This window comes from Arthrobacter sp. C2 (assembly GCA_024207135.1).
Lineage (GTDB): Bacteria > Actinomycetota > Actinomycetes > Actinomycetales > Micrococcaceae > Paeniglutamicibacter.
In genome coordinates this window covers 3703780-3727607 of sequence record CP042428.1, presented here as the reverse complement: position 1 = coordinate 3727607, position 23828 = coordinate 3703780, and the positions used below count along the sequence as shown (strand labels likewise).

Annotated in this window: 23 protein-coding genes and 2 riboswitches; of the genes, 8 read left to right on the top strand and 15 right to left on the bottom strand. The window is 66.6% G+C overall.

What is annotated here, in order from left to right; all coding sequences use genetic code 11:
* Nucleotides 1-109: 109 nt before the first annotated feature.
* The 9 genes from FPY90_RS17130 to FPY90_RS17090 all read right to left on the bottom strand — a co-directional run bounded on the left by FPY90_RS17130 (nucleotide 110) and on the right by FPY90_RS17090 (nucleotide 9508).
* The gene (locus FPY90_RS17130) at nucleotides 110-2449 is read right to left on the bottom strand and encodes an FdhF/YdeP family oxidoreductase (protein WP_071216352.1); all 2340 of its coding nucleotides are present in this window, start codon (nucleotides 2447-2449) and stop codon (nucleotides 110-112) included.
* An 81-nt stretch (nucleotides 2450-2530) separates the two neighbouring features.
* Nucleotides 2531-3364, bottom strand: a complete 834-nt coding sequence (gene fdhD / locus FPY90_RS17125) for a formate dehydrogenase accessory sulfurtransferase FdhD (RefSeq protein WP_498682324.1) — start codon at nucleotides 3362-3364, stop codon at nucleotides 2531-2533.
* Between the two features lie 56 nt (nucleotides 3365-3420).
* Nucleotides 3421-4614, bottom strand: a complete 1194-nt coding sequence (locus FPY90_RS17120) for a molybdopterin molybdotransferase MoeA (protein WP_498682322.1) — start codon at nucleotides 4612-4614, stop codon at nucleotides 3421-3423.
* A gap of 11 nt (nucleotides 4615-4625) precedes the next feature.
* A complete protein-coding gene (locus FPY90_RS17115) occupies nucleotides 4626-4904 on the bottom strand; it encodes a DUF6457 domain-containing protein (protein ID WP_071216355.1) in 279 nt (92 codons plus the stop codon).
* 15 nt (nucleotides 4905-4919) lie between these two features.
* Nucleotides 4920-5588, bottom strand: coding sequence for a molybdenum cofactor guanylyltransferase (gene mobA / locus FPY90_RS17110; protein WP_071216356.1), 669 nt, complete (start codon nucleotides 5586-5588; stop codon nucleotides 4920-4922).
* Nucleotides 5585-6082 carry an HNH endonuclease gene (locus tag FPY90_RS17105; protein ID WP_209911237.1) on the bottom strand — a complete coding sequence of 166 codons (498 nt, stop codon included), beginning with the start codon at nucleotides 6080-6082 and terminating at the stop codon, nucleotides 5585-5587. Before FPY90_RS17105 ends, mobA begins: the two co-directional genes overlap by 4 nt.
* Before the next feature lie 336 nt (nucleotides 6083-6418).
* On the bottom strand, nucleotides 6419-7096 hold the full coding sequence (locus FPY90_RS17100; protein WP_286135564.1) for a C40 family peptidase: 678 nt from the start codon (nucleotides 7094-7096) through the stop codon (nucleotides 6419-6421).
* 155 nt (nucleotides 7097-7251) lie between these two features.
* Nucleotides 7252-7406: riboswitch (cyclic di-AMP (ydaO/yuaA leader) on the bottom strand.
* 127 nt (nucleotides 7407-7533) lie between these two features.
* On the bottom strand, nucleotides 7534-8469 hold the full coding sequence (locus tag FPY90_RS17095; RefSeq protein ID WP_071216359.1) for a M23 family metallopeptidase: 936 nt from the start codon (nucleotides 8467-8469) through the stop codon (nucleotides 7534-7536).
* Nucleotides 8470-8544: 75 nt separating this feature from the next.
* Nucleotides 8545-8728, bottom strand: a riboswitch (cyclic di-AMP (ydaO/yuaA leader).
* Between the two features lie 84 nt (nucleotides 8729-8812).
* Nucleotides 8813-9508 carry an iron-dependent transcriptional repressor DtxR gene (locus tag FPY90_RS17090; RefSeq protein WP_071216360.1) on the bottom strand — a complete coding sequence of 232 codons (696 nt, stop codon included), beginning with the start codon at nucleotides 9506-9508 and terminating at the stop codon, nucleotides 8813-8815.
* Between the two features lie 196 nt (nucleotides 9509-9704).
* On the opposite strand from FPY90_RS17090, the gene serC reads away from it, so the two are divergent.
* Complete coding sequence (gene serC, locus FPY90_RS17085) at nucleotides 9705-10826, top strand: phosphoserine transaminase (RefSeq protein WP_071216361.1); 1122 nt, start codon at nucleotides 9705-9707, stop codon at nucleotides 10824-10826.
* 190 nt (nucleotides 10827-11016) lie between these two features.
* Here serC and FPY90_RS17080 read toward each other — a convergent pair whose 3' ends face one another.
* Together FPY90_RS17080 and FPY90_RS17075 are read right to left on the bottom strand one after the other, a co-directional pair.
* Nucleotides 11017-11484, bottom strand: a complete 468-nt coding sequence (locus FPY90_RS17080; protein WP_286135568.1) for a DUF3027 domain-containing protein — start codon at nucleotides 11482-11484, stop codon at nucleotides 11017-11019.
* A gap of 22 nt (nucleotides 11485-11506) precedes the next feature.
* The gene (locus tag FPY90_RS17075; protein ID WP_071216363.1) at nucleotides 11507-11890 is read right to left on the bottom strand and encodes a cold-shock protein; all 384 of its coding nucleotides are present in this window, start codon (nucleotides 11888-11890) and stop codon (nucleotides 11507-11509) included.
* Between the two features lie 248 nt (nucleotides 11891-12138).
* Between FPY90_RS17075 and FPY90_RS17070 the strand changes: the two genes are divergently transcribed.
* The 5 genes from FPY90_RS17070 to FPY90_RS17050 all read left to right on the top strand — a co-directional run bounded on the left by FPY90_RS17070 (nucleotide 12139) and on the right by FPY90_RS17050 (nucleotide 16168).
* On the top strand, nucleotides 12139-12369 hold the full coding sequence (locus FPY90_RS17070) for a hypothetical protein (protein ID WP_071216364.1): 231 nt from the start codon (nucleotides 12139-12141) through the stop codon (nucleotides 12367-12369).
* A gap of 135 nt (nucleotides 12370-12504) precedes the next feature.
* Nucleotides 12505-13215 (top strand): response regulator transcription factor, encoded by a 711-nt coding sequence (locus tag FPY90_RS17065; RefSeq protein ID WP_071216365.1) that lies wholly within the window; start codon nucleotides 12505-12507, stop codon nucleotides 13213-13215.
* A 22-nt stretch (nucleotides 13216-13237) separates the two neighbouring features.
* The gene (locus FPY90_RS17060) at nucleotides 13238-14737 is read left to right on the top strand and encodes a sensor histidine kinase (protein WP_071216366.1); all 1500 of its coding nucleotides are present in this window, start codon (nucleotides 13238-13240) and stop codon (nucleotides 14735-14737) included.
* 190 nt (nucleotides 14738-14927) lie between these two features.
* Entirely contained in the window at nucleotides 14928-15218 is a 291-nt protein-coding gene (locus tag FPY90_RS17055; protein ID WP_071216367.1) for a WXG100 family type VII secretion target, read from the top strand.
* A gap of 53 nt (nucleotides 15219-15271) precedes the next feature.
* Nucleotides 15272-16168 (top strand): DUF4031 domain-containing protein, encoded by an 897-nt coding sequence (locus FPY90_RS17050; protein ID WP_071216368.1) that lies wholly within the window; start codon nucleotides 15272-15274, stop codon nucleotides 16166-16168.
* A gap of 677 nt (nucleotides 16169-16845) precedes the next feature.
* Here FPY90_RS17050 and groL read toward each other — a convergent pair.
* The 3 genes from groL to FPY90_RS17035 all read right to left on the bottom strand — a co-directional run bounded on the left by groL (nucleotide 16846) and on the right by FPY90_RS17035 (nucleotide 19823).
* Complete coding sequence (gene groL / locus FPY90_RS17045; RefSeq protein ID WP_071216369.1) at nucleotides 16846-18483, bottom strand: chaperonin GroEL; 1638 nt, start codon at nucleotides 18481-18483, stop codon at nucleotides 16846-16848.
* Nucleotides 18484-18763: 280 nt separating this feature from the next.
* The gene (locus FPY90_RS17040) at nucleotides 18764-19432 is read right to left on the bottom strand and encodes a LytR C-terminal domain-containing protein (protein WP_071216370.1); all 669 of its coding nucleotides are present in this window, start codon (nucleotides 19430-19432) and stop codon (nucleotides 18764-18766) included.
* Nucleotides 19433-19526: 94 nt separating this feature from the next.
* Nucleotides 19527-19823 carry a DUF3263 domain-containing protein gene (locus tag FPY90_RS17035; protein ID WP_071216371.1) on the bottom strand — a complete coding sequence of 99 codons (297 nt, stop codon included), beginning with the start codon at nucleotides 19821-19823 and terminating at the stop codon, nucleotides 19527-19529.
* Nucleotides 19824-19958: 135 nt separating this feature from the next.
* Between FPY90_RS17035 and FPY90_RS17030 the strand changes: the two genes are divergently transcribed.
* Nucleotides 19959-20732 carry a uracil-DNA glycosylase gene (locus FPY90_RS17030; protein WP_498682320.1) on the top strand — a complete coding sequence of 258 codons (774 nt, stop codon included), beginning with the start codon at nucleotides 19959-19961 and terminating at the stop codon, nucleotides 20730-20732.
* Here FPY90_RS17030 and FPY90_RS17025 read toward each other — a convergent pair.
* Nucleotides 20729-22528 (bottom strand): threonine/serine exporter family protein, encoded by a 1800-nt coding sequence (locus FPY90_RS17025; protein ID WP_071216372.1) that lies wholly within the window; start codon nucleotides 22526-22528, stop codon nucleotides 20729-20731. The two genes, FPY90_RS17030 and FPY90_RS17025, sit on opposite strands and share 4 nt — an antisense overlap.
* A 200-nt stretch (nucleotides 22529-22728) precedes the next feature.
* Between FPY90_RS17025 and FPY90_RS17020 the strand changes: the two genes are divergently transcribed.
* Nucleotides 22729-23787, top strand: coding sequence for an LLM class flavin-dependent oxidoreductase (locus tag FPY90_RS17020; protein ID WP_071216373.1), 1059 nt, complete (start codon nucleotides 22729-22731; stop codon nucleotides 23785-23787).
* Nucleotides 23788-23828: the final 41 nt, after the last annotated feature.

The following is a 23828-nucleotide window of genomic DNA, read 5'->3' as shown; positions in this document are numbered from 1 at the left end:
GCGGTACCTTTGGATCTTGGGGCTGGACGGATCGATGAACCGCCCAGCCTATCCCTCACCGGGCCGGCACGGGGCCAACATGCCCAATGAATGGGATTGCCGGTGCGGCCTAACCGACCGCTACGGCGTCCTCGTCGAACATCCGCGCGGCCTCGCGGGTGTGCGGCACGAAGCGCACCGTGATGGCCTTGAAGCCCGGGGTGTTGGACTCGCGGGCCACCAGGTCCCGGTGCACCAGCGCGTTCGCTTCAGGGAAGTAGGCAGCGGCGCAGCCCTTGGCCGTCGGGTAGGAAACCAGCCGGAAGCGGTTGGCGCGGCGCTCGGTCCCGCCGAAGGTGGAGATCACATCGACAAGCGACTTGTCTTCAAGGCCCAGCTCGGCCAGGTCCTCCGGGTTGATCAGGATGACCCGGCGCCCGTTCTTGATGCCGCGGTACCTGTCATCGAGCCCGTAGAACGTGGTGTTGTACTGGTCGTGGGACCGCATGGTCTGCAGGATCAGGTGCCCCTCCGGGGCAGAAAGAGCCTCGAAGGGCGAGACCGTGAACTTGCCCTTGCCGATGTCGGTGGCGAAGGAACGGGTGTCGCGCGGCGGGTTGGGCAGCACGAAGCCGTTGCGCCCGCGGACCCGGCGGTTGAAGTCCTCGAAGCCCGGCAGCACCCGGGAGATGTGGTCGCGGATGACGTCGTAGTCGTCGGCCATGGCCTTCCAGTCCACCACGTGGTCCTCGCCCAGGATGGCGGTGGCCATCCGCGCGACGATGACCGGCTCGGCCAGCAGGTGCTCGGAGACCGGCTTGAGCCGGCCCTGCGTGGAGTGGATGACGGACATGGAGTCCTCCACGGAGAGGAACTGCGGTCCGCCGGGGTGCTTGTCGTCGCGATCGGTGCGTCCCAGGGTGGGCAGGATCAGCGAGGTCTGCCCGTGCACCACGTGGGAGCGGTTGGGCTTGGTGGAGATGTGCACGGTCAGCTTGGCCCGCTGCATGCCGGCCTCAAGGGCCTCGGTTTCCGAGTTCGCCAGGGCGAAGTTCCCGCCCATGGAGACGAACACGTCGACGGTGTCGTTTTCGAAGGCCACCAGCGCCTCGGTGGAGTCGAAGCCGTGGGCCCGCGGGGAGTCGATCTTGAACTCCTCATCCAGGGCAGCCAGCAGCCCCTCGCCGGGCTTCTCCCAGATGCCCATGGTCCGGTCGCCCTGGACGTTGGAGTGCCCGCGCACCGGGCAGGCACCGGCGCCGGGCTTGCCGAAGTTGCCCTGCAGCAGCAGCAGGTTGATGATTTCCTTCAGCGTCGGCACCGAGTGCGGCTGCTGGGTCAATCCCAGCGCCCAGCAGAAAATGGAGGCCTTGGACTTGATCAGCAGGTTGGCCACCGTGGTGATCTCGGCGCGGGTCAGCCCCGTGGCTTCCTCGGTGGCCTCCCAATCCAGGGTGGCGCGGGCTTCCTTGTAGGCGTCAAAGCCGTCGGTCACCGAGTCGACGAAGGCCTTGTCCACCACGGTGCCGGGGTTCTTGGCCTCGGCCTCGAAGAGCAGGTGGCCGAAGGCCTGGAAGAGGGCCAGGTCCCCGCCGACCTTGATCTGCAAGAAGTGGTCGCTGATGTCATCGGACTTGCCGAGCATGCCCCGCACGGCCTGCGGGTCCTTGAACCCGAAGAAGCCGGCCTCCGGCAACGGGTTCACCGCGACGATATGCGCCCCGCGCTTGCGCGCATCGGCCAGGGCCGAGAGCATCCGGGGGTGGTTGGTTCCGGGGTTCTGGCCGATCACGAAGATCAGTTCGGCGTGCTCGAAGTCCTCCAGCGAGACGGTGCCCTTGCCGATGCCGATGGTGGGGTTCAGCGCGGAGCCCGAGGATTCGTGGCACATGTTCGAGCAGTCCGGCAGGTTGTTGGTGCCCAGGGACCGGGCCATCAACTGGTACATGAACGCGGTCTCGTTGGCCGTGCGCCCGGAGGTGTAGAAAACGCACCGCTCCGGGGTGGTCGCCCTGACGTGCTCGCCGATGGTCGCGAAGGCCTGGGCCCAGGTGATCGGGGTGTAGTGGCTTTCGCCCTCGCGGATGATCATGGGCTCGGTGATGCGGCCCTGGGAGCCGAGCCAGTACTCGGTCTTCTCGCGCAGCACGTTGATGGGGTGCTTGGCCCACCACTCGGGGGTCACGGTGCGGGCGCTGGCTTCCTCGGCAATGGCCTTGGCGCCGTTCTCGCAGAACTCGGCCGGCTTGCGGGCACCGGTGATGGACTCGGGCCACGCGCAGCCCGGGCAGTCGAAGCCTCCGCGCTGGTTGATGCGCAACATCGAACGGAGGGTCCGGCTCACGCCAGCCTCGGCGAAACCGCGCTTCATCGAGACCATCACGGCCTCGACACCGGCCGCACTGCGTTTGGGCTCGGTGACTACCAGGTCGTCTTCATTGATGTCCTGCGTTGGGGCTGGCCGATGCATGTATCCTCCACGTTCAACAACGGTTTCGCGGACCGTGGCCGCTCGCGTGCGCTGAAGGGGAAACCCGGTGCTGGATGGTTCCTAGGAACCGGATCCAACCCTGTCGGCATGCGTATATATGTTTACCGTACTACCCCGGGAGAATGCCGCAAGCGTCAACCCGGTTTCATCGGCCAATTCCACTGCCAGCGAAGAGGGGGCACTGACGGCCGACAGCACCGGGATCCCGGCCATCGCGGCCTTTTGCACCAGTTCGAAAGAGGCCCGCCCGGAGACCTGCAGGACACAGTCATGAAGCGGTAACTTATGCTCGCGCAGCGCGGCCCCGACGACCTTGTCCACGGCGTTGTGCCGCCCGACGTCCTCGCGCAGCACCAGCAGTTCCCCGGCTGTGGTGAACAGGCCCGCGGCGTGCACTCCGCCGGTGGCGGAGAACAGTTCCTGTGCGTCCCGCAGGGTGTCGGGCATCTTCAACAGCGTCTGGACCGGCAGGTGCCCGCGGGCCGGATCCAGCGGGTAGGAGGATTTCTTGGTGACCTCGTCGATGGAGTTGGTCCCGCAGATCCCACAGGCCGAGGATGTCACCACGTTCCGTGCCGCGGACATGTCAGGGGCCTGGGCCCCGAAACCAAGCTGCACGTCGATGACGTTGAAGGTTTGGTTGCCGTCCTCGTCGGTGCCCGCGCAATAGCGCATGGACACCAGGTGTTCGGTGCGGCTGATGAGGCCCTCGGCCAGCAGGAACCCTGCAACCATGTCGAAGTCGTCGCCCGGGGTGCGCATGGAGGTGGTGAAGGAGGTGCCGTTGAAGCGTATTTCCAGCGGTTCCTCGACGGCCAGCTTTTCCTCGCGGGCTATCCGGGCCCCGTCCAGGGTTGCCCTGGTGATGCGCCTGCGGACTATTTTCCGTCCCATGTCCTTCTCTTGCCCTTCCGGCCTTGGCTGTTGGTCTTAGGTGTTTTCATGTCCGGCTACCACGGTAACCGAAGGTAGGAAGCCGGTGCACCGGCAATCGCCCCGTCCGGCCCGACCACCAGGATCGCATCGGCCGCGGCCAGCCCGCGCAGCATCGCCGGGGAGACATGCTCGGCCGGGGCCAGGGCGTCGGGGCCGGCGGCTCCGGGGACCCAGCGGGCCGGGACCAGGCGGGTGCGCCCGGGCAGCGGGGCGAAGTCCGCGGCGCAGGTCGCGGAGCGCAGCCTGGCCGTTTCGCACCCGGTGGCCCCGCGCAGCAGCGGGTCCAGCAGCGTGGCGACGGCCATGAGCGCGGCCAGCGGGTTTCCGGGCAGGGCGACCAACAGCCGGTTTCCGGGCAGTGTCGAAAGCATCGAGGGGTGGCCGGGGCGCATGGCGATGGAGGGGACCACTTCCGTTCCGCCCACTTCGCGAACCGCGGCGCGCACGAAGTCCCGATCGGAGAACCCGGTGCCGCCGGTGGTGACGATGATGTTCGCCGCCCGGGCCGGTGCCGAGTCGATCGCCGCCACCGTGGCTTCGAGGCTGTCCCCGATGCGCACCGCGCTGCCGACAGTGCCGCCCAGGGCGGCCACGACCTGGGGCAGCACCGGGGAGAACCCGTCGCGGACCTGTCCGGGGGCCGGGTGCCCCACGGCGATGACTTCGTCGCCCGTGAACACCAGGTGCACCGAGGGGGTTGCCGCAACCAGGAGTTCGTCGTGGCCCGAGACCGCCGCCGTGGCGATCACCCCTGCCCGCAGGGGGGTTCCGGACCGGGCCAGCAGCTCGCCCTTGGCGGCTTCGGTTCCGGCGGGGCGGATGTCGGCCCCGAGGCGCAGTTGGCGGTCGCCGTGGAGCAGCCCGCCTTCCAGCCGGGAGTGCTCGACGCGCAGGATGGCTGTGGTGCCCTCGGGAACCAGCGACCCGGTGACCACCGCGGTGGCTTCTGAGGAACCAAGCACCAGGTTTTCGCCCGCGCCCGGGTTGCCGGCCAGCGCCCTGAGCAGCTGCCAGGGCCCAGTGCCGTTGACCGCGTATCCGTCCATGGCGGAGGTCGCGCAATGCGGCATCGGGTAGGCGGTCACCAGGTCGGCGGCGAGGATCCGTCCTGCGGCAAGGTGCAGGGGAACCGTTTGGGGCGCGGCGGCGATCCGGGTGCCCAGCCGGTGGGCCTCGGTGCGGGCGCCGTCCCAGGATTGGTCTTTCAACGCGGCACGGCTCAGGCGTCGTCGGTGGAGGCGGGGCGTGCGGCCAGCACTGTCCGTGCCAGGGAGTCTGCCGACTCCATCGCCGGTTTCGTGCCGGCCCGGCCGCTGCCCACGGCAAGGCCTGCCACATAACCGGCCACGTAGGTGGTCAGCGGGGCGGCGGGGCGGACGATGGTGTGCGCGGCAACGCCGGCCAGCGAGAGCACCTGGTCGATGTCGATTTCGGTGTCGTTGAGTTCATACGCCGCCAGGAGTTCCCTGATCCATTGATCGAGCTGGGCTTCCGGCATGATGCATTCTCCTTGTCAGTGGCCGTTGGCCACCGCTATCCCGTGCCGCCCGGCATCCCCGGGCGTATCGATGTCGCTGAAGTCCGCGTCGGGAAGCTTCAGTCGTTCCATCTGCACTGTAGCAAGCAGACGCATCATTGACGCATTCTCGAGACTTCCTCGGGGTTCGGAGGCCCGGCTGATGGCTTCGCGCAGGGAGGAGGTGAGGACAGCGCAGGAGAGCGTCTGCAGCACCCCTGAGGCATCCTGGGGCACCCATGCCTCGGTTCCCTGAACCGGGTTGTCGGTGGCGGCCAGCAGTGCCGCGACCACCGGGCCCGGATCCAGGAGGTCGGAGGCCAGCACGATTGTCAGCTCGGAAGCCTCGTTTTCGCGCTGCGCGCTTTCGTCGTCTGGTCCGTCGTCCAGGGCGGCCCGTCCGGCGGCGACCGCCGCGGCGGGGCCCGCAAAGGTTGGATACTCGCGGGTGATGACCACGCGCTGGTGGTCCGGGGCACAGTCCATGTACCGGGTGACGGCTTCGGCCAGGGCATGGGCGCCGACCACGGCGATGGCCTGGGCATCACGGACGGCGTTGAGCGAATGCTCCAGCAACGTCTCGCCGCGGTGTTCAAGAAGGGGCTTGCTGACCCCGCCGAGCCGGGACCCACGGCCACCGGCCACGATGATCGCATCGAATTTCATGCTGCACTCCGTAAAAAGGGACTCCAAGCCTCTGCGGGGCGTTCCAGTTCGGTGATGAACCATTGGGCGCCTCGCGGTCGGCTCGGGGCGAACCGCAGCTTCCAGCCCAGCTGTGCCAGCGTCCGGTCTCCCTTGGCGCTGTTGCAGCCTTGGCATGCCGCTACTAAATTCTCCCATGAATCCTCGCCGCCGCGGCTCCGCGGCACGATGTGGTCGATCGTGTTGGCGCTTCGTCCGCAGTACGCGCAGCGGTGCCCGTCGCGGCGCAGCACCCCGCGGCGCGAGACATTGACGACGGAGCGGTACGGCAGGCGGATGTAGCGGTTCAGCAGGATCACCGTGGGCCTGGGCACCACCTGGTTGACCCCGACGACCGGGTCCCGGTCGTCATCGGCAAGGACGGTGGCCTTTCCGGTGAGGACAAGGAGAAGTGCCCGGCGGAAGGTAATGACCGCCAGCGGTTCAAATCCTGCATTCAGTACAAGGGTTCGCATGTGCGCATCCTCTGATCCTGACCCGGCGCAACAGAGGGACCCGTCCACGACGGAAATCCCTCACGGTGGCGCACGCGGCACTCGGCTTTGGCTCCTGTGCCCTAGCCTAAGACAATGGATGACTGTTTTGCTCGCATTTGTCGGCAACTGGTTAAAAAATCCACCGGAAATTTGCCCGCGGTACACCCCCCTGGAGGGGCGTTTCGGCCGTTCCCGTGGGCATCGGGCGCCACGGGCGGCACCTGCCGTCCCGGACGCACGCCCTGTTGGGGGGATTAACAGACAAGGCCCCCGTCGATCCTTGCGGATCGCCCGGGGGCCTTGGAACGCTTGAGCTTAGCCCTTGAGGGTGTAGTAACCGTAGAGGGGGTTGCGGGAGACGTCGTGAAGGATCGTGTCGACGGTCGGGTTCTGTGCACCGATCATCTTGCCGCCACCGAGGTAGATGCCGACGTGGCCGCCACCGTTCTGGAACACCAGGTCGCCCGGCTTCGGGCTGGAGGTGCGAACGAACTGGCCCGAGCCACGGATGGCCGAGGTGCCGCGGGCGATGTTGATGCCGTGCTGTGCGTAGACGTACTTGACGAAGCCGGAGCAATCCCAGCCCGACGGGGTGTTGCCGCCCCATACATAGGGAACGCCCACGTACTTGGCAGCGGTTGCCGCGATGCCGGAGAGGTTGGCGGTGTTGACCGAGTCGCTCTTGACCTTGGGGGCCGAGGAGGTGGATTCGGTGGTGCCGCGGTTCGAGCGGGTTACCGGTGCAAAGGCGTCGGCATTGCTGGAACGCGTCGAGGAAGTGGTGGAGCGCGGGGTGACCTCGTTGGCCACGGCGATCACGACGGGAGCCGGAGCCGGCTTGGAGGTGAACGCTGCGCGCTCGATGTTCAGGTCCTTGGCGCGTTCGGTCGAGACCGAGACGGCTTTGACGGCTACGCGCTCTGCGGAAAGGCCTTCAACGGGGACGGCGCTTGCTTCGCGGGATACGTTGCCCTGGGCTGCGGGAACGCCCAAGGTCAAAACGAGACCTGATGCGGCTGCAATGACTGCGGCTTGGCGGCCAACCGATCCAGCGTTCGAGGCTACGGCCTTCGAGATGGATTCTAGCGGGTTGGTCCGAACCGGGGTCGCGCGGTGGCGGCCCAATGCTTGACGTGTAGTCACGTAGTAATGCCTCTCCTGATGCCTGCGAGGTGAGCTGTCGGGTTCGAGTGGGAGTCACTCGGCAATCCGGCCGCCAGGCCGAACTACTTAACCCCAAGGCTTCCTGGTGTGGAAACCGAAAGTGGGTCCCCCGCCACTGCCAAACGAGTTTTTGAACGGACACCGTGGGCTGGCAGTGCTCGGCACTTCCCGCGGCGGTGATCAGGGTTGGTCCCTGAGCACTTACTTAGAATATATGAAGCGAATCCAAAAGTCACGTTCCGGTCACGGAACGGTGACAATTGCCGTTATAACCAGCCCTCGGGGTTTACCCACTTGCCGTTGACGATGACCTCGAGGTGCAGGTGGGGGCCGGTTGAGTTACCCGTGCTGCCACTGAGCGAGACAACTTCTCCACGCTTGACCTTTTGCCCCACGGCGACCTTCAAGGACGAGTTGTGGTTGTAGCTGGTGTGCAAGCCGTTCCCGTGGTCGATCTCCACGCGGAAGCCGGAGTGGCCCGCCCAGGCTGCCTGCACGACGGTGCCGGCGGCTGCGGCCTTGATCGGCGTACCCATCGGAACCGCGTAGTCCAGCCCGTTGTGGTTCATGTAGCCGGGGCCGGTCGGATTCTTGCGGTGGCCGAAGCGCGAAGTCAATCGAATGCTGTCGACCGGCTGGGCCAGTACACCGCTCGTGGCGATCTTGGTGACATCGCCGCCGGCGGCCGTCATGACCGTGGCCAGCTTGTCTTCCTTGGTGAATTCGCTGGTCAGCGAGGCCCGTTCGATCTTGACCTCGTCACCGGTCGGGGCCTGGACATCAACCACGACCGATTGGGCAACGCGCTGGGCGTCGGCGACGGCGCCCTCGGGCTCCTGCCCGGGGGATGCTGCGGCGAAGGCCAGGCCCGAAACGGCGGCAACCGCGGCAATCTTGTGCGTGAACCCCATGCGGGAGCGCTGCGGCCGGGGAGCGAACTTGATGACGTTGTCCAGCTCGTCGGCTTCGGCCGGGGCGGCCACCGGTGCCGCAGGGGCGGCCAGGGCCACGGGGATCTCGGTGGCGGCAATGGCTGCTGCGTCCGGGGATGCGCCGTACCGCAGGCCCGCATCGAAGCGTCGGCCGATGTACTGCAGGGAACCAGTTGCCTCGACGGCTTCCGGGACCACGCTCAGTGCGCGGCGGCCGGGACGTCGGGAAGTGTTTTCACCGCTCAGGGCGGTGTCTACGATCTGCTCCAAGGAGCCTTCAGCAGGCAAAGCATCAACGGGTCCGGACGCACGACGGCGGCCGGAGGTGTGCTGCTGAGTCAAATGTCAACCTCTCATATATCGCCTGCGAAGTTAGCTGTCGGATTCGAGTCATGAGATCAACTCGGCCGAGCCCACCTAGGCGGACTCAACTTCACCCCAAGATCCGTGGCCAATGGCCAGGAACGGTTGAAATGGGTCCTCCGCCCCTACCGGGCATTCTTGCTCCTGGATCCGCCGGTAGGGTTATGCGAACCGGATCAGGACTGGATTGCCTAAGTGCAACCCAACGAGAAACCCTACCGGGGTTTATGCCAAAGTTACAATTCCGTTATCAATCCATGCGGCGGACAAACACATGGGCGCTGACCTCGGTCGGAAGCTCCAGTGCGCCCTCGATGCCCTCGACCCGCACCACCACGTACTCCCCGGCCCTTTCGAGCGTGACTAGGGCCCCCGGGCGGATGCCGCCCTCATCGAGCTGCACCAGCAGCTCGGGTTCCACCTGGATGGTTTCGGCCAGGCGTTCGATGCGGACCGGGCCCACGTTTCCGTCCAGCAGTGCCGAATCGAGATTTTGGACACTCACGGAGATCTCGGTCAATCCGGGCCCGCCCAGCGCCTCGAGCCCCGGGATCGGGTTTCCGTACGGGGAAGCCGCCGGCTGGCCCAGCAACTTGTACAGCCGCTGCTCCACGCGCTCGCTCATCACGTGCTCCCAGCGGCAGGCTTCCTCATGGACATACTCCCACTCCAGGCCGATCACGTCGGCCAGCAGGCGCTCGGCCAGGCGGTGCTTGCGCATCACACCTGTGGCGACTTCCGCGCCAAGCTCTGTCAGTTCGAGGTGCCGGTCGGTGGTGACCACGACCAGCCCGTCGCGCTCCATGCGGGCCACCGTTTGCGAAACCGTGGGCCCGGAGTGCCCCAGGCGCTCGGCAATACGTGCGCGCAGGGCAATGATGCCCTCCTCCTGGAGTTCCAGGATGGTGCGCAGGTACATTTCGGTGGTATCGATCAGGTCTGACACGTTTGCAGCTCCCGCATGGGTTGATTTTTACAAGAGATCACTACGCTTCCCACTCTACCTGCGTTCACATTTCCGACTCGCTATTACGCATTGGGCGTCCGAGTGCGGGATTATTGAACAACTGGGCATCCCCGAATCGCATCAGACAGCGGATGCGAGGGTGTCAAAGCGTAAAACCCCCCTTATGAGGAGCAACATGAGCACCGGCCTGACTATTCCCCAAGACCTCTTGCCCGTGGACGGCCGATTCGGTGCCGGACCTTCCAAGGTCCGCCCCGAGCAGGTCCAGGCACTGCTCGACGCAGGTACGCAGCTTCTGGGCACCTCGCACCGCCAGGCTCCCGTGAAGAACCTGGTCCGCGAGATCCAGGAGGGCCTCAAGTCCTTCTTCAACGCCCCGGCCGACTACGAAGTGGTCCTCGGCGTAGGCGGATCCACCGCGTTCTGGGACATCGCGGCCTTCGGCCTGGTCCGCACCAAGGCCCAGCACCTGTCCTTCGGCGAGTTCGGCTCGAAGTTCGCCGCCGCGACCAACAAGGCCCCGTTCCTGGAGCCCTCTTCGATCATCACCTCCGAGCCCGGTTCCCGTCCGGTTCCCGTAGCCGAGGTGGGCGTGGACGTATACGCTTGGCCACAAAACGAGACCTCCACGGGCGTTGCCGCCCCGGTGCACCGGGTTGAGGGTGCCGACGAGGGCGCCCTGGTCGTCATCGACGCGACCTCCGCCGCCGGCGGACTGGACGTGGACGTCTCGCAGGCCGATGTCTACTACTTTGCCCCGCAGAAGAACTTCGCCTCCGACGGCGGCCTGTGGATTGCACTCTTCTCCCCGGCGGCAATTGCCCGCGCCGAGGAAATTGCCGCCTCGGGACGCTGGATCCCCGACTTCCTGAACCTGAAGACGGCGATCGACAACTCGCGCCTGAACCAGACCTACAACACCCCGGCCCTGTCCACCCTGGTTTCGCTCAACGCCCAGGTGCAGTGGCTCAATGCCAATGGCGGCCTGAAGTTCGCCGCAGCGCGCACGGCCGACTCGGCTTCCCGCATCTACGACTGGGCCGAGGCCTCCGAGGTTGCCACCCCGTACGTCGCCGCACCCGGGGACCGCTCCAACGTCATCGCCACCATCGACTTCGACGATTCGATCGATGCCGCCGCGGTGGCCAAGACGCTGCGCGCCAACGGCGTGGTCGACGTGGAGCCGTACCGCAAGCTGGGTCGCAACCAGCTGCGCGTGGCGACGTTCGTTGCCATCGAGCCAGAGGACGTCTCTTCGCTGCTCAAGTGCATCGAGTACGTGCTGAAGAACAGCTAGCGACTTCGCAAGGCATACGGGCGGCGCCCCGGCACGGGCCAACACCACGTGCCGGGGCGCCGCCTTTTCGCCGTTGACCGCATTGCCGGAGGGCAAACCGGGCACGGGAAAGGGGGCTGGCAGTGACCATTCGGTCACCGCCAGCCCCCTTCGACACTCCAGGAGACTAGTCCCCCGGGTGCCTATTCGACTACTTGGCGTCCGGGTCTTCGGAATCCTGCGCTTCGGTGCCCTCGGGCGCCGCCACCTCGCCGTCCGTGGGAGCATCGGCATCGGCCTCGCCGGATTCCTGGCCCGGGGCCTCGACGCCGGCTTCCGCGGCAGCGGCCTCTTCGGCGGCGCGACGCTCGGCGTCCATTTCCTCCGGGCGGACACGTTCGGCCCAGGGCACCCAAGCCGGGGCCAACAGTGCGTCCTCGCCGGGAAGGATCCCGACCTCGCACACCGTGATGTCCTTGGCCTGGGCGCGCGGGATGCGGGTCAGCGTCGCGAACCAGCACCAGCCCTCGTAGCCGATGCGCAGCGCCTCGAAGCGGTGGGTCACCAGGCGTTCGCCGTCGTTGACCGCCTCGAGGTGTTCGCCGATCATCGATTCGTCGGTGATCTCCAGCAGCGCTGCGCGTGCCTGGTCAACGGCCTTCGCCAGGGTTGTGTCCATTATCGGTTTGCGTGCCATGTGATCAGGCGTCCAAGTCGTCGGCTACGGCGCGCAGCACGGCTGCGATCTTGGCGCCATGGGCTTTTTCCGGGTAGCGGCCGTGGCGCAACCCGTTGGAGACCGAGTCGAGCACCTTGATGAGGTCCTCGATCAGCACTGCGGTGTCAACGGCCGGCTTGCGCTTGGCACGGGCCACCGAGGGTGCATCGTCAAGGATGCGCACGCTAAGCGCCTGCGCGCCCTTGCGTCCCTCGGCAATGCCGAATTCCATGCGTGTGCCTGCGCGCAGCTCGGTCACGCCCGCGGGCAGCGCCGAGGCGTTCAAATACACTTCCTGGCCCTCGTCGGTTACCAGGAACCCGAACCCCTTGGAGGGTTCGTACCATTTCACTTTGCCGGTTGGCACGTCTAGCTACCTCGTCCTTGGGTCACAATGGGCCAACCACGGGGGTCGAAAACCGTTCCGCGTTCCCATTTCTGGCGATCTCCCGGCGCGAAACCACGCAACCCGGCCCCGATGGGGCTTGTGGGCGGGCTCTTGCGTCCGGGGAAGTCTATATCTTCTAGGGTACGACATCAGCGGCTTGCCCCCTTCCATGGCCCGGGGCCGGTTCCCGATGTGGCTCTTTGCCCGGTGCGCGGTAGTTTTAAGGGGTGAACACCACCGCCCCGACCCCGGCTTCCCAGCGCATCCTGACCTTCCTGGCCGGAGGCATCGCCATCGTCTCGCTGGCCGCCCTGGCCGTCATCCTGATCCAGTACATGGTGCAGGCGGCCCCGGCGCCCGCATTGCTCGCCGTTGCGCTCTACGGCTTGCCGTTGGCCTTCATCCTGCTCATGGTGGTCCTGGTCCTGAACTTCCGCGAGCGCCGCCGCTCCCGTTAGCCTCCCCGAGGTTGCTTCCCGGGGCCCGTCTCCGGCAAGTTCCGGGCACCTTGGCGGCGTTCGTGCTGCCAAGCGCCCTTGCATGCACAACGAACACACAGGGTTCTTACAGATAGCGGTTGCAGACTGGTACCCATGAATGCCAAAACCCCCGAAGCAAAGCTCCTGGTCGTCGACGACGAACCAAACATCCGCGAATTGCTTTCCACCTCCCTGCGCTTTGCAGGCTTCGAGGTGGTGGCGGCAGCAAACGGCCGCGAGGCCCTGGCTGCCGTGGAGGCAGAGACCCCGGACCTTGCGGTGCTCGATGTGATGCTCCCGGACATGGACGGCTTCACCATCACCCGCCGCCTGCGCGCCGCAGGCAAGCACTTCCCCGTGCTGTTCCTCACCGCACGCGACGACACCGAGGACAAGGTCACCGGGCTGACCGTGGGCGGGGACGACTACGTCACCAAGCCGTTCAGCCTCGACGAGGTCGTGGCCCGCATACGCGCCGTGCTGCGCCGCACCCAGCCGGCGGAGGAGGACAGCGCGGTCATCCGCGTCGACGACCTCGAGCTCGACGACGACGCGCACGAGGTTCGCCGCTCCGGCGAGGTCATCGAGCTCTCCCCCACCGAGTTCAAGCTGCTGCGCTACCTGATGATGAACCCCAACCGGGTGCTCTCCAAGGCGCAGATCCTCGACCACGTCTGGGAATACGACTTCAACGGGGACGCCTCGATCGTGGAGTCCTACATTTCCTACCTGCGCCGCAAGATCGATTCGCGCCCCGAGTGGCCCTCGCTCATCCAGACCAAGCGCGGTGTCGGCTACCTGATGCGAACCGCCGACCGCCGCTAAGACGAAAGACCGGTTCCCCCACGTGGAAAGCGCCCGCAGGTTCTGGCGACAGGTGTCGCTGCGCACCAAGCTCGTAGCGCTCATGAGTTCGTTGATGATCCTGGGAATCGTGGTCACGGCCGTCGGTTCGGCCCAGTCGCTGCGGCTGATGCTGACCGCGCAGCTGGACACGGACCTGAAGTCCAACACCGCCACGATCACCGCCACGATGCTCAACGACTATGCGGGCATCGCCTCAATCAACCCCAAGTCCAACGGGCTTGCCCGGTTCTACGGGGACTTGCGCAACGAGTCCGGGGCCATCCTCTACACCATGCCGCGCAAGGCGGCCGCGGACAACAAGCCGCTGGACGCCCCTGACCTCGACACCCAGGCCCTTGACCGGCTGCGCGAGGATCCCGCCGCATCGCTGACGGTGCGCGGAACCAACCTCGGATCGGCCGGCTGGCGGGTGCGCATCGTGGATCTGCCGCGCACCGACTACGACCTGATCTATGCGCTGCCGATGACCTCGGTGCAGGACACCGTAACCAAGGCCACGATGCTGGTGATGTCCACCGGCATGCTCGCCACGCTGCTGATGTCGATGATCGCCTACGGCATCACCACCCGGGCCCTGCTGCCGCTGCTGCGTGTCGAACGCACCGCTGCTGCCATTGCCGCCGGAGACCTCTCCCGGCGCGTGGAGGACTATCCGCCGGAGACCGAGGTCGGGCGGCTCTCGCGCTCGCTGAACGCGATGCTGGCGCACATCGAGCACGCCTTCCGCGGGCGGGCCGCCTCGGAACGCAAGATGCGCCGCTTCATCCAGGACGCCTCGCACGAACTGCGCACACCGCTGGTGACCATCCAGGGCTACTCGGAGTTCTACCGGCAGGGCGGGCTGAACGACCCGGAAATGCTGCGCACCGCCATGGGGCGCATCGAGGCCGAATCCAAGCGCATGGCCCAGCTGGTCGAGGACCTGCTGACCCTGGCGCGGCTCGACGAGCAGCGCCCGCTGGAGCGCAAGCCCATCGACCTGCTGCTGCTGGCCGGTGACGCCGCCGAGGACACCCGGGTCAACGCCGTGGACCGCAAGGTGCGGCTGATCGGCCTGGACGGCGGGGCACCGCAACCGGCGCCCACTTCCGGGGACGAAGCCCGGCTGCGCCAGATCGTGGCCAATTTGATGACCAACGCCCTGCGCTACACCCCGGAGGGCACGGACATCGAGATCGCCGTCGGCGTCAAGCCCGTCATCGACGGACGGTCCGATGCGGTGCTGGAGATCCGCGACCACGGGCCGGGCATCTCGGAAGAGGACGCCGGACGGGTGTTCGAGCGCTTCTACCGCGCCGACTCCTCCCGGCAGCGCGAGACCGGCGGCACCGGGCTGGGCCTGGCCATCGTCGCGGCGATCGCAGCACAGCACGACGGGTCCATCAGGCTCAGCGACACCCCCGGCGGCGGGGCGACCATGTCGATCCACCTGCCCTACGTCGCTCCCGAGGAAGACCCCGAGGACGACGAGGAGGACTAGGTCCACGCTCCCCACGCGTTATCCACACCCCGTTGCGGCCTTGCCCGCAGCGGGGTGTGCCGCTTCTAGCCTGAATACGGAAGCACGCAGCGAACACACCGGCGCGCTTCCCGCCGGGAACCGGGCGGGGGCGAACCCCGTTTGCACGGCTCGGCGCCACGGAACCCAATGCACGGGAGTGAAAAGCAACATGAGCACGTTTGCCGCCAACACCAACGAGATGCAGGCCCGGTCCACGAACCTGCATGCCACCATCGAGCGCGTTCGGGCGGAGGTGAATTCGTTGACCTCCTCGCTGCAGGACCTGCAGGGCACCTGGCAGGGTGCGGCCTCGGCAAATTTCCAGTCCGTGGTCGCCGACTGGCGCAACACCCAGGCACGCGTGGAGGAATCGCTGTCCTCCATCGGCACCGCGCTGAACCGCGCCTCGGTGCAATACGACGAGGCCGAGGCCGCCAACGCCTCCCTGTTCACCTACTGAAGCCCTCGGGGTCGGAGCCGGTGCGTGGCCCGGGCGCGTATTACTCTGGGGACGTGTCCATCCTCATTGATCCCCCGTCGTGGCCGGCCCACGGAACGTTCTTTTCCCACCTGGTCTCCGATGCGTCCCTCGGCGAGCTCCATGGCTTTGCCCGGGCCCACGACCTGCCGGAGCGCGCCTTCGACCGCGACCACTACGACGTGCCGCAAAGTCGCTACGCCGACCTGGTCGCGGCCGGCGCGCTCCCGCTCCCGGCCACCGAGCTGGTGCGCCGGCTGATAGCCTCCGGGCTGCGGGTGCGCGCCAGGGAGCGTCCCGAACGCCTCGACGCGGTGCTGCTGGCCCGCTGGGAGTCGCTGGGTCTGGGCGCGCCGGGACTGGGACGGGAACTGCTGGCTCGCTGGTCCGAGCAACAGCGGGTCTACCACGACCGTGCGCACCTGGTGGCGGTGCTCGTATCCCTGGACACCCTGGCCGGTCCGCACCGGCAGGAGGCCGCTCACCTGCCCGTATACCTGGCCGCCTGGTTCCACGACGCCGTGTACCGGGGCGCCGCAACCGACGAGCAGGATTCCGCCGCGCTGGCCGCGGAACTGCTGCCGGGCGTTGGCGTTGCCGCAGAGGTGGTGGACGAGGTGGTTCGACTCGTCCTGCTGACCACGACCCACAAGCCCGCGCCCGGGGACCATGCCGGGGCGCTGCTCTGCGACGCGGACCTGGAGGTGCTGGCACGCAGTGATTCGGCCTACCGCCGGTACACCGCGGCGGTGCGCCGCGAATACGCCCACGTCCCGGATGCCGACTTTGCCCGCGGACGTGCCTCGATCCTGCGTGGGTTGTTGGAGGGTGGGTCGTTGTACTCCAGTAACCGGGGCCGGGAATTGTGGGAGGAACAGGCCCGGGCCAACCTGGAATCCGAGCTTGCGGAGCTGGAGCCCCTGGCTCGATAGGCTCGGGCCGAAATACCGGAAGCGGGCTACGCACGCCGGGCTTGGGCCCAAAGGGTTTCATGTTCCTTCACGAACCCCGTGGCCCGCGCCCGGTGTTCCCCGTGCCCGTCCACGAACATCCGCACCCGGGGCGAGGCCATTGTGGCAGACCAGCTCCGGGCCGACGGCCGAGTTCCGGGTGCTCCAGGCATCGTCCGGGGACACCTGGAACGTTTCGGCCGCATCGTGGAGCCGTCGTATCCGGCGCCCGACTTCCCGCAGGGCATCCCCGGCAACGGCCGGTCATGCGGTGCCGCGGTGCCGGGCACGAATTCACTTGCCGACCCTGTGCGTCCCGGCCGCGGGGTTCGGGGACCTCGCCCAGGCCTTGTTCCCGCAGATGGGCCATGAACCTGTGGACCGACGGGGTGCTTCGGTGCCAGGGCTTGCGCACCGTCGTTCCACGGCGAACCACCGCCCCGGCGGCATTCCCGCCCTGCAACGGCTCTTCGATTTCAGCACGGAACCATGGTAAACCGGCGCCATCGAACATCCCCTGCGGTCAACGCGTTAACGCCGCGGGCCGCCCTCCCGTGCGGCGAACCTCCTCCGCAAGGGATGAGGTCCACCGCCGGGAAAGCGGCCCGTAGTTTTGGCTGGTGAAGCCTACGCGCTAGGCGCGGTGTGTGCCAGGGGGATTAGAATCCGCCCATGCCGCCCATGCCACCCATGTCGTCGCCACCCGGTGCTGCTGCGCCGGCCGGAACCGGCTTGTCAGCGACAACGGCTTCGGTGGTGAGGAACAGGCCGGCGATCGAGGCGGCATTCTGCAGTGCAGAACGGGTCACCTTGACCGGGTCGTTCACGCCGGCTGCCAGCAGGTCGACGTATTCGCCGGTTGCTGCATTCAGGCCGTGGCCTGCGGGCAGTCCCTTGACCTTGTCGGCAACGACGCCCGGCTCAAGGCCGGCGTTGAAGGCGATCTGCTTCAGCGGGGCTTCGATGGCAACGCGCACGATGTTTGCACCGGTTGCCTCGTCGCCTTCGAGCTTCAGCTTGGCGAATGCGATGGCACCGGCCTGGATGAGGGCCACGCCGCCACCGGCGACGATGCCTTCCTCGACTGCTGCCTTGGCGTTGCGCACAGCGTCTTCGATGCGGTGCTTGCGCTCCTTGAGCTCAACCTCGGTTGCGGCACCGGCCTTGATGACTGCAACGCCGCCGGCCAGCTTGGCCAGGCGCTCCTGCAGCTTCTCGCGGTCGTAGTCCGAATCGGAGTTCTCGATCTCGGCGCGAATCTGGTTCACGCGACCGGCGATCTCCTCGGCGTCGCCCGCACCCTCGACGATGGTGGTCTCGTCCTTGGTGACAACAACCTTGCGGGCGGAGCCCAGCAGGTCGATGGTGGCGTTTTCGAGCTTCAGGCCGATTTCCTCGGAGATGACCTGGCCACCGGTGAGGATGGCAATGTCGGCCAGCATGGCCTTGCGGCGGTCGCCGAAGCCCGGTGCCTTGACGGCGACGGACTTGAACAGGCCGCGGATCTTGTTCACGATCAGGGTTGCAAGGGCTTCGCCCTCGATGTCCTCGGCGATGATCAGCAGCGGCTTGTTCGACTGCATGACCTTCTCAAGGATCGAAACCATGTCCTTGACATTGGTGATCTTCGAGTTGGCAATCAGGATGTACGGATCTTCAAGGACCGTTTCCTGGCGCTCGTTGTCGGTGACGAAGTAGGCCGAGATGTAGCCCTTGTCGAAGCGCATGCCCTCGGTGAGCTCAAGCTCGAGGCCGAAGGTGTTCGACTCCTCGACGGTGATGACACCTTCCTTGCCGACCTTGTCCAGTGCCTCGGCGATCAGGGCGCCGATTTCGTTGTCGCCGGCGGAGATCGATGCGGTGGCAGCGATCTGCTCCTTGGTCTCGATTTCCTTGGCGGAGGCCAGCAGCTCGGCGGTGACCGCGTCGACTGCCTTCTCGATGCCGCGCTTCAGGGACAGCGGGTCGGCGCCGGCAGCAACGTTGCGCAGGCCTTCCTTGACCAGGGCCTGGGCCAGGACGGTTGCGGTGGTGGTGCCGTCGCCTGCGACGTCATCGGTCTTCTTGGCAACTTCCTTGACGAGCTCGGCACCGATCTTCTCGTACGGGTCTTCGAGCTCGATCTCCTTGGCAATGGAGACACCGTCGTTGGTGATCGTGGGGGCGCCCCACTTCTTTTCCAGAACGACGTTGCGACCACGCGGGCCAAGGGTGACCTTGACGGCGTCGGCCAGGATGTTCAGGCCGCGCTCAAGGCCTCGGCGTGCTTCCTCGTCAAATGCAATGATTTTGGCCATAGCGGCTTATGTCCTTTCGGGACGTTCATGCGTATCTACGACCTGAGGCAACGCCCGCGACGGACGAAGAATCCACGATGTCATGGGACGATCGCAAAAGCTTCTCGCTGCCTTGGTCAAGGACTCACTCAAACAACATCCCGAAACCGCACGGATCCGGTCGAAACTTCGATCGAATTAGCAGTCGGGACGTGTGAGTGCTAATACAAATCTTGGCACTCAACCACCCGGAGTGCAAGCTGTGGGTCTTTGCCGACAGCGTAGTTCGCCACGCTTCGGCCTAGCGGTAGTTGCTTCCCAGCACGATGGCGATATTGCCCGGGATGTTTGCGCTCTGCATGATCGAGGTGATGCCCAGTTCCCCGGCCGCCGCTTCAGCCGTGGCCCGCTGGGTCTCGGAGCGGTAGTAGACCGTGGAGTAGGTGACCTTCTTGGTCCAGTTCGATGCCGAGACATTGCTGAACCCGGCGTTCAAGAGCTCGGTGCGGGCCTGGCCGGCAAGGCCGCCGACCTTTGCCCCGTTGTAGACACCCATGACCATGGTCGTGTCGACATCCTCCGGCAACCCGCTTGCGCTGGCATCGGTGGATTCGGAGGCCGCGGTCGACTCGCCGGGGTCCGTGGAGCCGCTTTCGGAGGGCGTTTCGCTGGGATCCTCGGTGGCGGACGGCGATTCGGAGGCGTCGGAGGAAGCCGGGGCCGAAGTCGAGTCCGAGGAGCTCGCGGCCACCGGTGCGGGGTCGTTCGAGGTGCCCATGAGCTTGGGCAGGACCATGAAGGAGAAGAGTCCCACCACCAGGGCAAGCGCCCCGAAGACCATCAGCCAGCGCAGCCCGGATCGGGCTCCGCCCACGGATGCGGCGGCAGCCCAGCCGTTTTCGCGGTGCGAGCCGCTACGGTTGCTGAACTCAGGGACGCGATCAAATTCATCGCGCGGATAGTTGGTCATGCCCGTCCTCGGTGATGTGTCGTGCAATGTGGGCATGCGCGGGTGCAGGAACACAAGCGCCTCCGGGCCCCGAAACGCCCGACGTGCGTTGCATTCATGCCTCGGATTCGAGCCGTTTCGCCGACCGAGCGCGATGCCTCGTCGTTCGTAGTCTACGCAATCGCTTGACCAGCATGGGGTCATGGGCCAGCGCCGCGTCCGTGTCGATCAGCGTATTCAACAACTGGTAGTAGTTGGTTGGCGAGATGGAAAACATCTCTGCGATGGCTTGTTCCTTGGCTCCGGCATACTTCCACCACTGGCGTTCCAGCGCGAGAATCCGCTGGGAACGCTCATCCAGCTCGCTGGATTCATCAAGCTCAAACTCGAGCCCAAGTGCCTCGGATGACATTGCACTTCCCTCAACAATCCAGTTCCCGGTACACGGCGAACGACCGGGCAATCTGCCTCAACTGTAATTATTCTAACGCGTCTGCCCGACACTTCGGCTGTCCAACCGGGCCGCCATCTGCCCACAATGGATCCCATGGACACGCACGAAACACCCCTGTTCGAGCTCCCCGCCCCGGCCGTCGACACCGCCCCCTTCCCCTTTGCCAACGGGCTTGCACCCGCCGTGGCCGGAGGATTCGTGGCCGAGGACTGGGCGCAGGCGCTGGCCCCGGTGGAGGGCACGCTGGTTGGAATCGCCCGGGTGCTGGAGGCCAGGCGAGCCTCCGGCGAGCGCATCCTGCCGGCTCCGGGGAACATCCTGCGGGCCTTCAAGCGACCGCTGGCCGAAGCCCGGGTGCTGGTCATGGGACAGGACCCCTATCCCACGCCGGGGCATTCCATGGGCCTGAGCTTTGCCGCGCTGCCTCAGGTGCACCCGTTGCCGCGCAGCCTGAAGAACATCTACATCGAGCTGCACGAGGACACCGGCGTGCCGATCCCGTCGCACGGGGATCTTTCCGCATGGGCAGACCAGGGCGTGGTGCTGCTGAACAGGGTGCTAACCGTGGGTGCCTCCGCGACCGGGTCGCACCGGAAGCTGGGGTGGGAGGCGGTGACCGATGCGGCGATGGCGGCGCTGGCCGCGCGCGGCGGTCCGTTGGTGGCGGTCCTGTGGGGCAAGGATGCCCAGGCCCTGGCCCCGGCGCTGGCCCCGATCCCGATCATCGCCTCGGCACATCCCTCGCCGTTGTCGGCGCGGCGCGGGTTCTTCGGGTCCAAGCCCTTCACCCGGGCCAACGCGCTGCTGGTGGAAGCCGGAGGGGCGCCCATCGACTGGGCCCTGCCGATGGCGGCGCCCCGATCCTAGCGGCGGCGGATGTTGCGGCGCTCGGCGAGCGCCTCGGCGCCGATCAGCGGGCGGGCGAGCGTGTCGCCGAACACCACCCCGCCGGCAATCGCCATCATGATGGTGAAGGCGGAAAACATCTCCACCATGGCCGAGGACATATCCGCGACGTCAAAGACGATCCCGTACATGGAGCGGAAGATCATCAGGCCGGGCAGCAGGAACACGATCGCGGGGGCCGCGAGCACCAGCTGCGGGGCGCGCATCTTGTAGGCCACCCAGCGCCCGGCCATGCCGACAAAGGTCGCCGCGACGGCCGGTGACGCCCGCTCCCCCACGCCCAGGGCCTGGATGCCCAACAGGATCAGGTAGCCCAGCAGGGCAATGGCCCCGGTGGGCAGCAGGAGCTTGGGCTCGGACTGCTCGGTGATCGCGCCGGCGATGACGGCCACCACCACCAGGACGGCCAGCAGCCATCCGGGGTAGGCGATCGGGTCGATGGCGCTGACATCCAGCATCGGGGCGCCCAACAGCTGCCCGGAGACCAGTGCGGCCATGATCCCGGTCAGGATCGCGGCATAGGTCAGCCCCGCGGAGAAGAAGCGCCCGGCGGCGGTGACGGGGAACCCGTTGATCGCATCCTGCAGGGCCGAGACGAACCGGGAGGAAGGCAACAGCAGCAGGATGCCGCCGGCGACCACCAGCGCCGCGTCGATGGGTGCATGCAGCGCATGGAAAAGCACGGCGATGGCCGTGATCACGAACGTGGCAGTGGCGACCGAGAAGAACTCGGGGACCCGCCAGCGCGCGGCATACTTGAGGAGCTGCCCGACGGCCACCGAGGAGACGAAGGCCAGGGCTGCACCCATCAGCGAGCCGCCGATGAAGACCACGAAGAAAGCGGCAAAGGCTCCGGCCGCCGAGGCGATCATCCAGCGCGGGAACGGCTTGGGCTTGCGCGAGACCTCCCGCAGCCGGTCCACCGACTGCTGCCTGGTCACGCCGCCGGCAACGATGTCCGAGACCAGCCGGTGCACCTGCGCCAGGCCGGCAAAGTTGCTGGTCCAGGAGCGCACCACGCGCAGCATCGAGTACGACTCGCCCTCGGGTGGGGAGAAATTCAGGTGGATGGACTGGTTGGTGATGTCCACGTCGGTGTGGCTCAGCCCCAGGGCAGCGGTCACCGCGATGACGCTGGTTTCCACCTCCAGGGCACCTGCCCCGTAGCGGAACATGGTCTCGGCCAGGTCCAGGGCGAATTCGAGGGTCTTGCGCGCCGAGGCGTCCTGGGCGGCATTCACCTTCGGGTTGGCATAGGGGGTGCCCTTGAGCCGCTCCACGATGTTGAACGCCTGGGTGGGAGGGGTGTCGGAGGCCAGCAGGCGCGAAATCATGCGCCGGGCCGCCGGGTTGGCCCGTGGAGGCAACGACGGGGCACCGGTGAAGGTCACGCCCACCTGTCCGGTCTTGGCGTTGATGGCGTCCTGGGCCAGCGTGGTGGGCCGCTGCCTGCGGGCGGGCCGAGCCGGCTTTGCGGGCCGCGGCGGCCGCGGGCTTCCCGGGCGCTTGGCGGCCGGCTTCCCCTCGGATCTGTCTGCGGACGCGGCGGAGGGCTTCGCTGGCACTGCCGCGTCTTTCGGCACGGCGGCGTGCGGGATTCCGGGGGCGCTTTGCGCGTGCGCGGCAGCGTCCTTCAAGGCCTGGGTAATGTGGACCATTTCCCGCGTCTGGACACGTCGAATGCTCGAGACCTGCGGGTTGGGATCCTCGCCCGGGGACTCCGTCGTGGTGGTGTCCGGTCCCTTACCTGAAGACACGCTTTCTCCTGTCAATTGCGCTTGTTCCCACCCACCATACAGCCGCTTTATTGCCCAGCGATCCACCCGCCGCGCGCCCGGCAAATGCGGCTTCGTTTGATACCGGCGATACAGCTGCGGGAATAACCGCAGGACCTCCCGCGTTGAGCCACTTTGAATGCAAACGCATATAAATTCTGTCGGAAGAAACACGGGAGATCATGAGTAATTCCACTGGCAACGTTCAGCCTCTTGAGATCGGGATCGAGACCTTCGGCGACATCACCGTCGATGCCAATGGCGTGCCGCTGCACGCGGCACAGGTGTTGCGCAACGTGGTCGCCGAGGCCCGGGCCGCCGAAGCCGCAGGGCTCGACTTCTTCGGGGTGGGCGAACACCACCGCGACGACTACTCGATCTCGGCACCCGAGGTGGTGCTGGGAGCCATCGCCTCGGTGACCGAGAAGATCCGCCTCGGCACCGCGGTGACGGTGCTGAGCTCGGATGACCCGGTGCGCGTTTACGAACGTTTCGCCACCCTCGACGGCCTGTCAAACGGCCGGGCCGAAGCCATCTTGGGACGCGGCTCCTTCATCGAGTCCTTCCCGCTCTTCGGCTACGAGCTCACCGACTACGAGCTGCTCTTCGAGGAGAAGCTCGCCCTGTTCGCAAAGCTGCGCAAGGGCGAACCGGTCAGCTGGTCCGGCCAGACCCGCTCGGCACTGCGCAACCAGGCGGTCTACCCGCCCATCGAGCGGGGCACGCTGGATGCCTGGGTGGGTGTGGGCGGAAGCCCCGAATCGGTGGTGCGGGCGGCCAAGCACGGACTGCCGCTGTTCCTGGCCATCATCGGCGGACAGCCCATGGCCTTCGAACCGCTGACCCGGCTCTACAAGCGCTCGCTGGAGGAGTTCGGCCACCAGCCGCAGAAGATCGGCGCGCACTTCCACGGCCTTGTCGCCGACACCGACAAGGAAGCCATGGACCTGTTGTGGCCGCACTACAAGACCACCATGGACCGGTTGGGTGCCGAGCGCGGCTGGCCGCCGGCAAGCCGCATGCGCTTCGAGGCCTCCACCGGACCCGATGGATCGATGCTTGCCGGCAGCCCCGAGACTGTGGCCCGGAAGATCGCCCGCTTCGCGCAGGGGCTGGGACTCTCGCGCGTCGACATCAAGTATTCGGCCGGCTCGCTGCCGCACGAGACCATGATGCGAAGCATCGAGCTGCTCGGCACCAAGGTCAAGCCGTTGGTCCTGGAAATGCTCAGCGACAAGTAGACGCGGGCCGATGGCAGTAACTTCGGCGGTAAGCAGGCCCG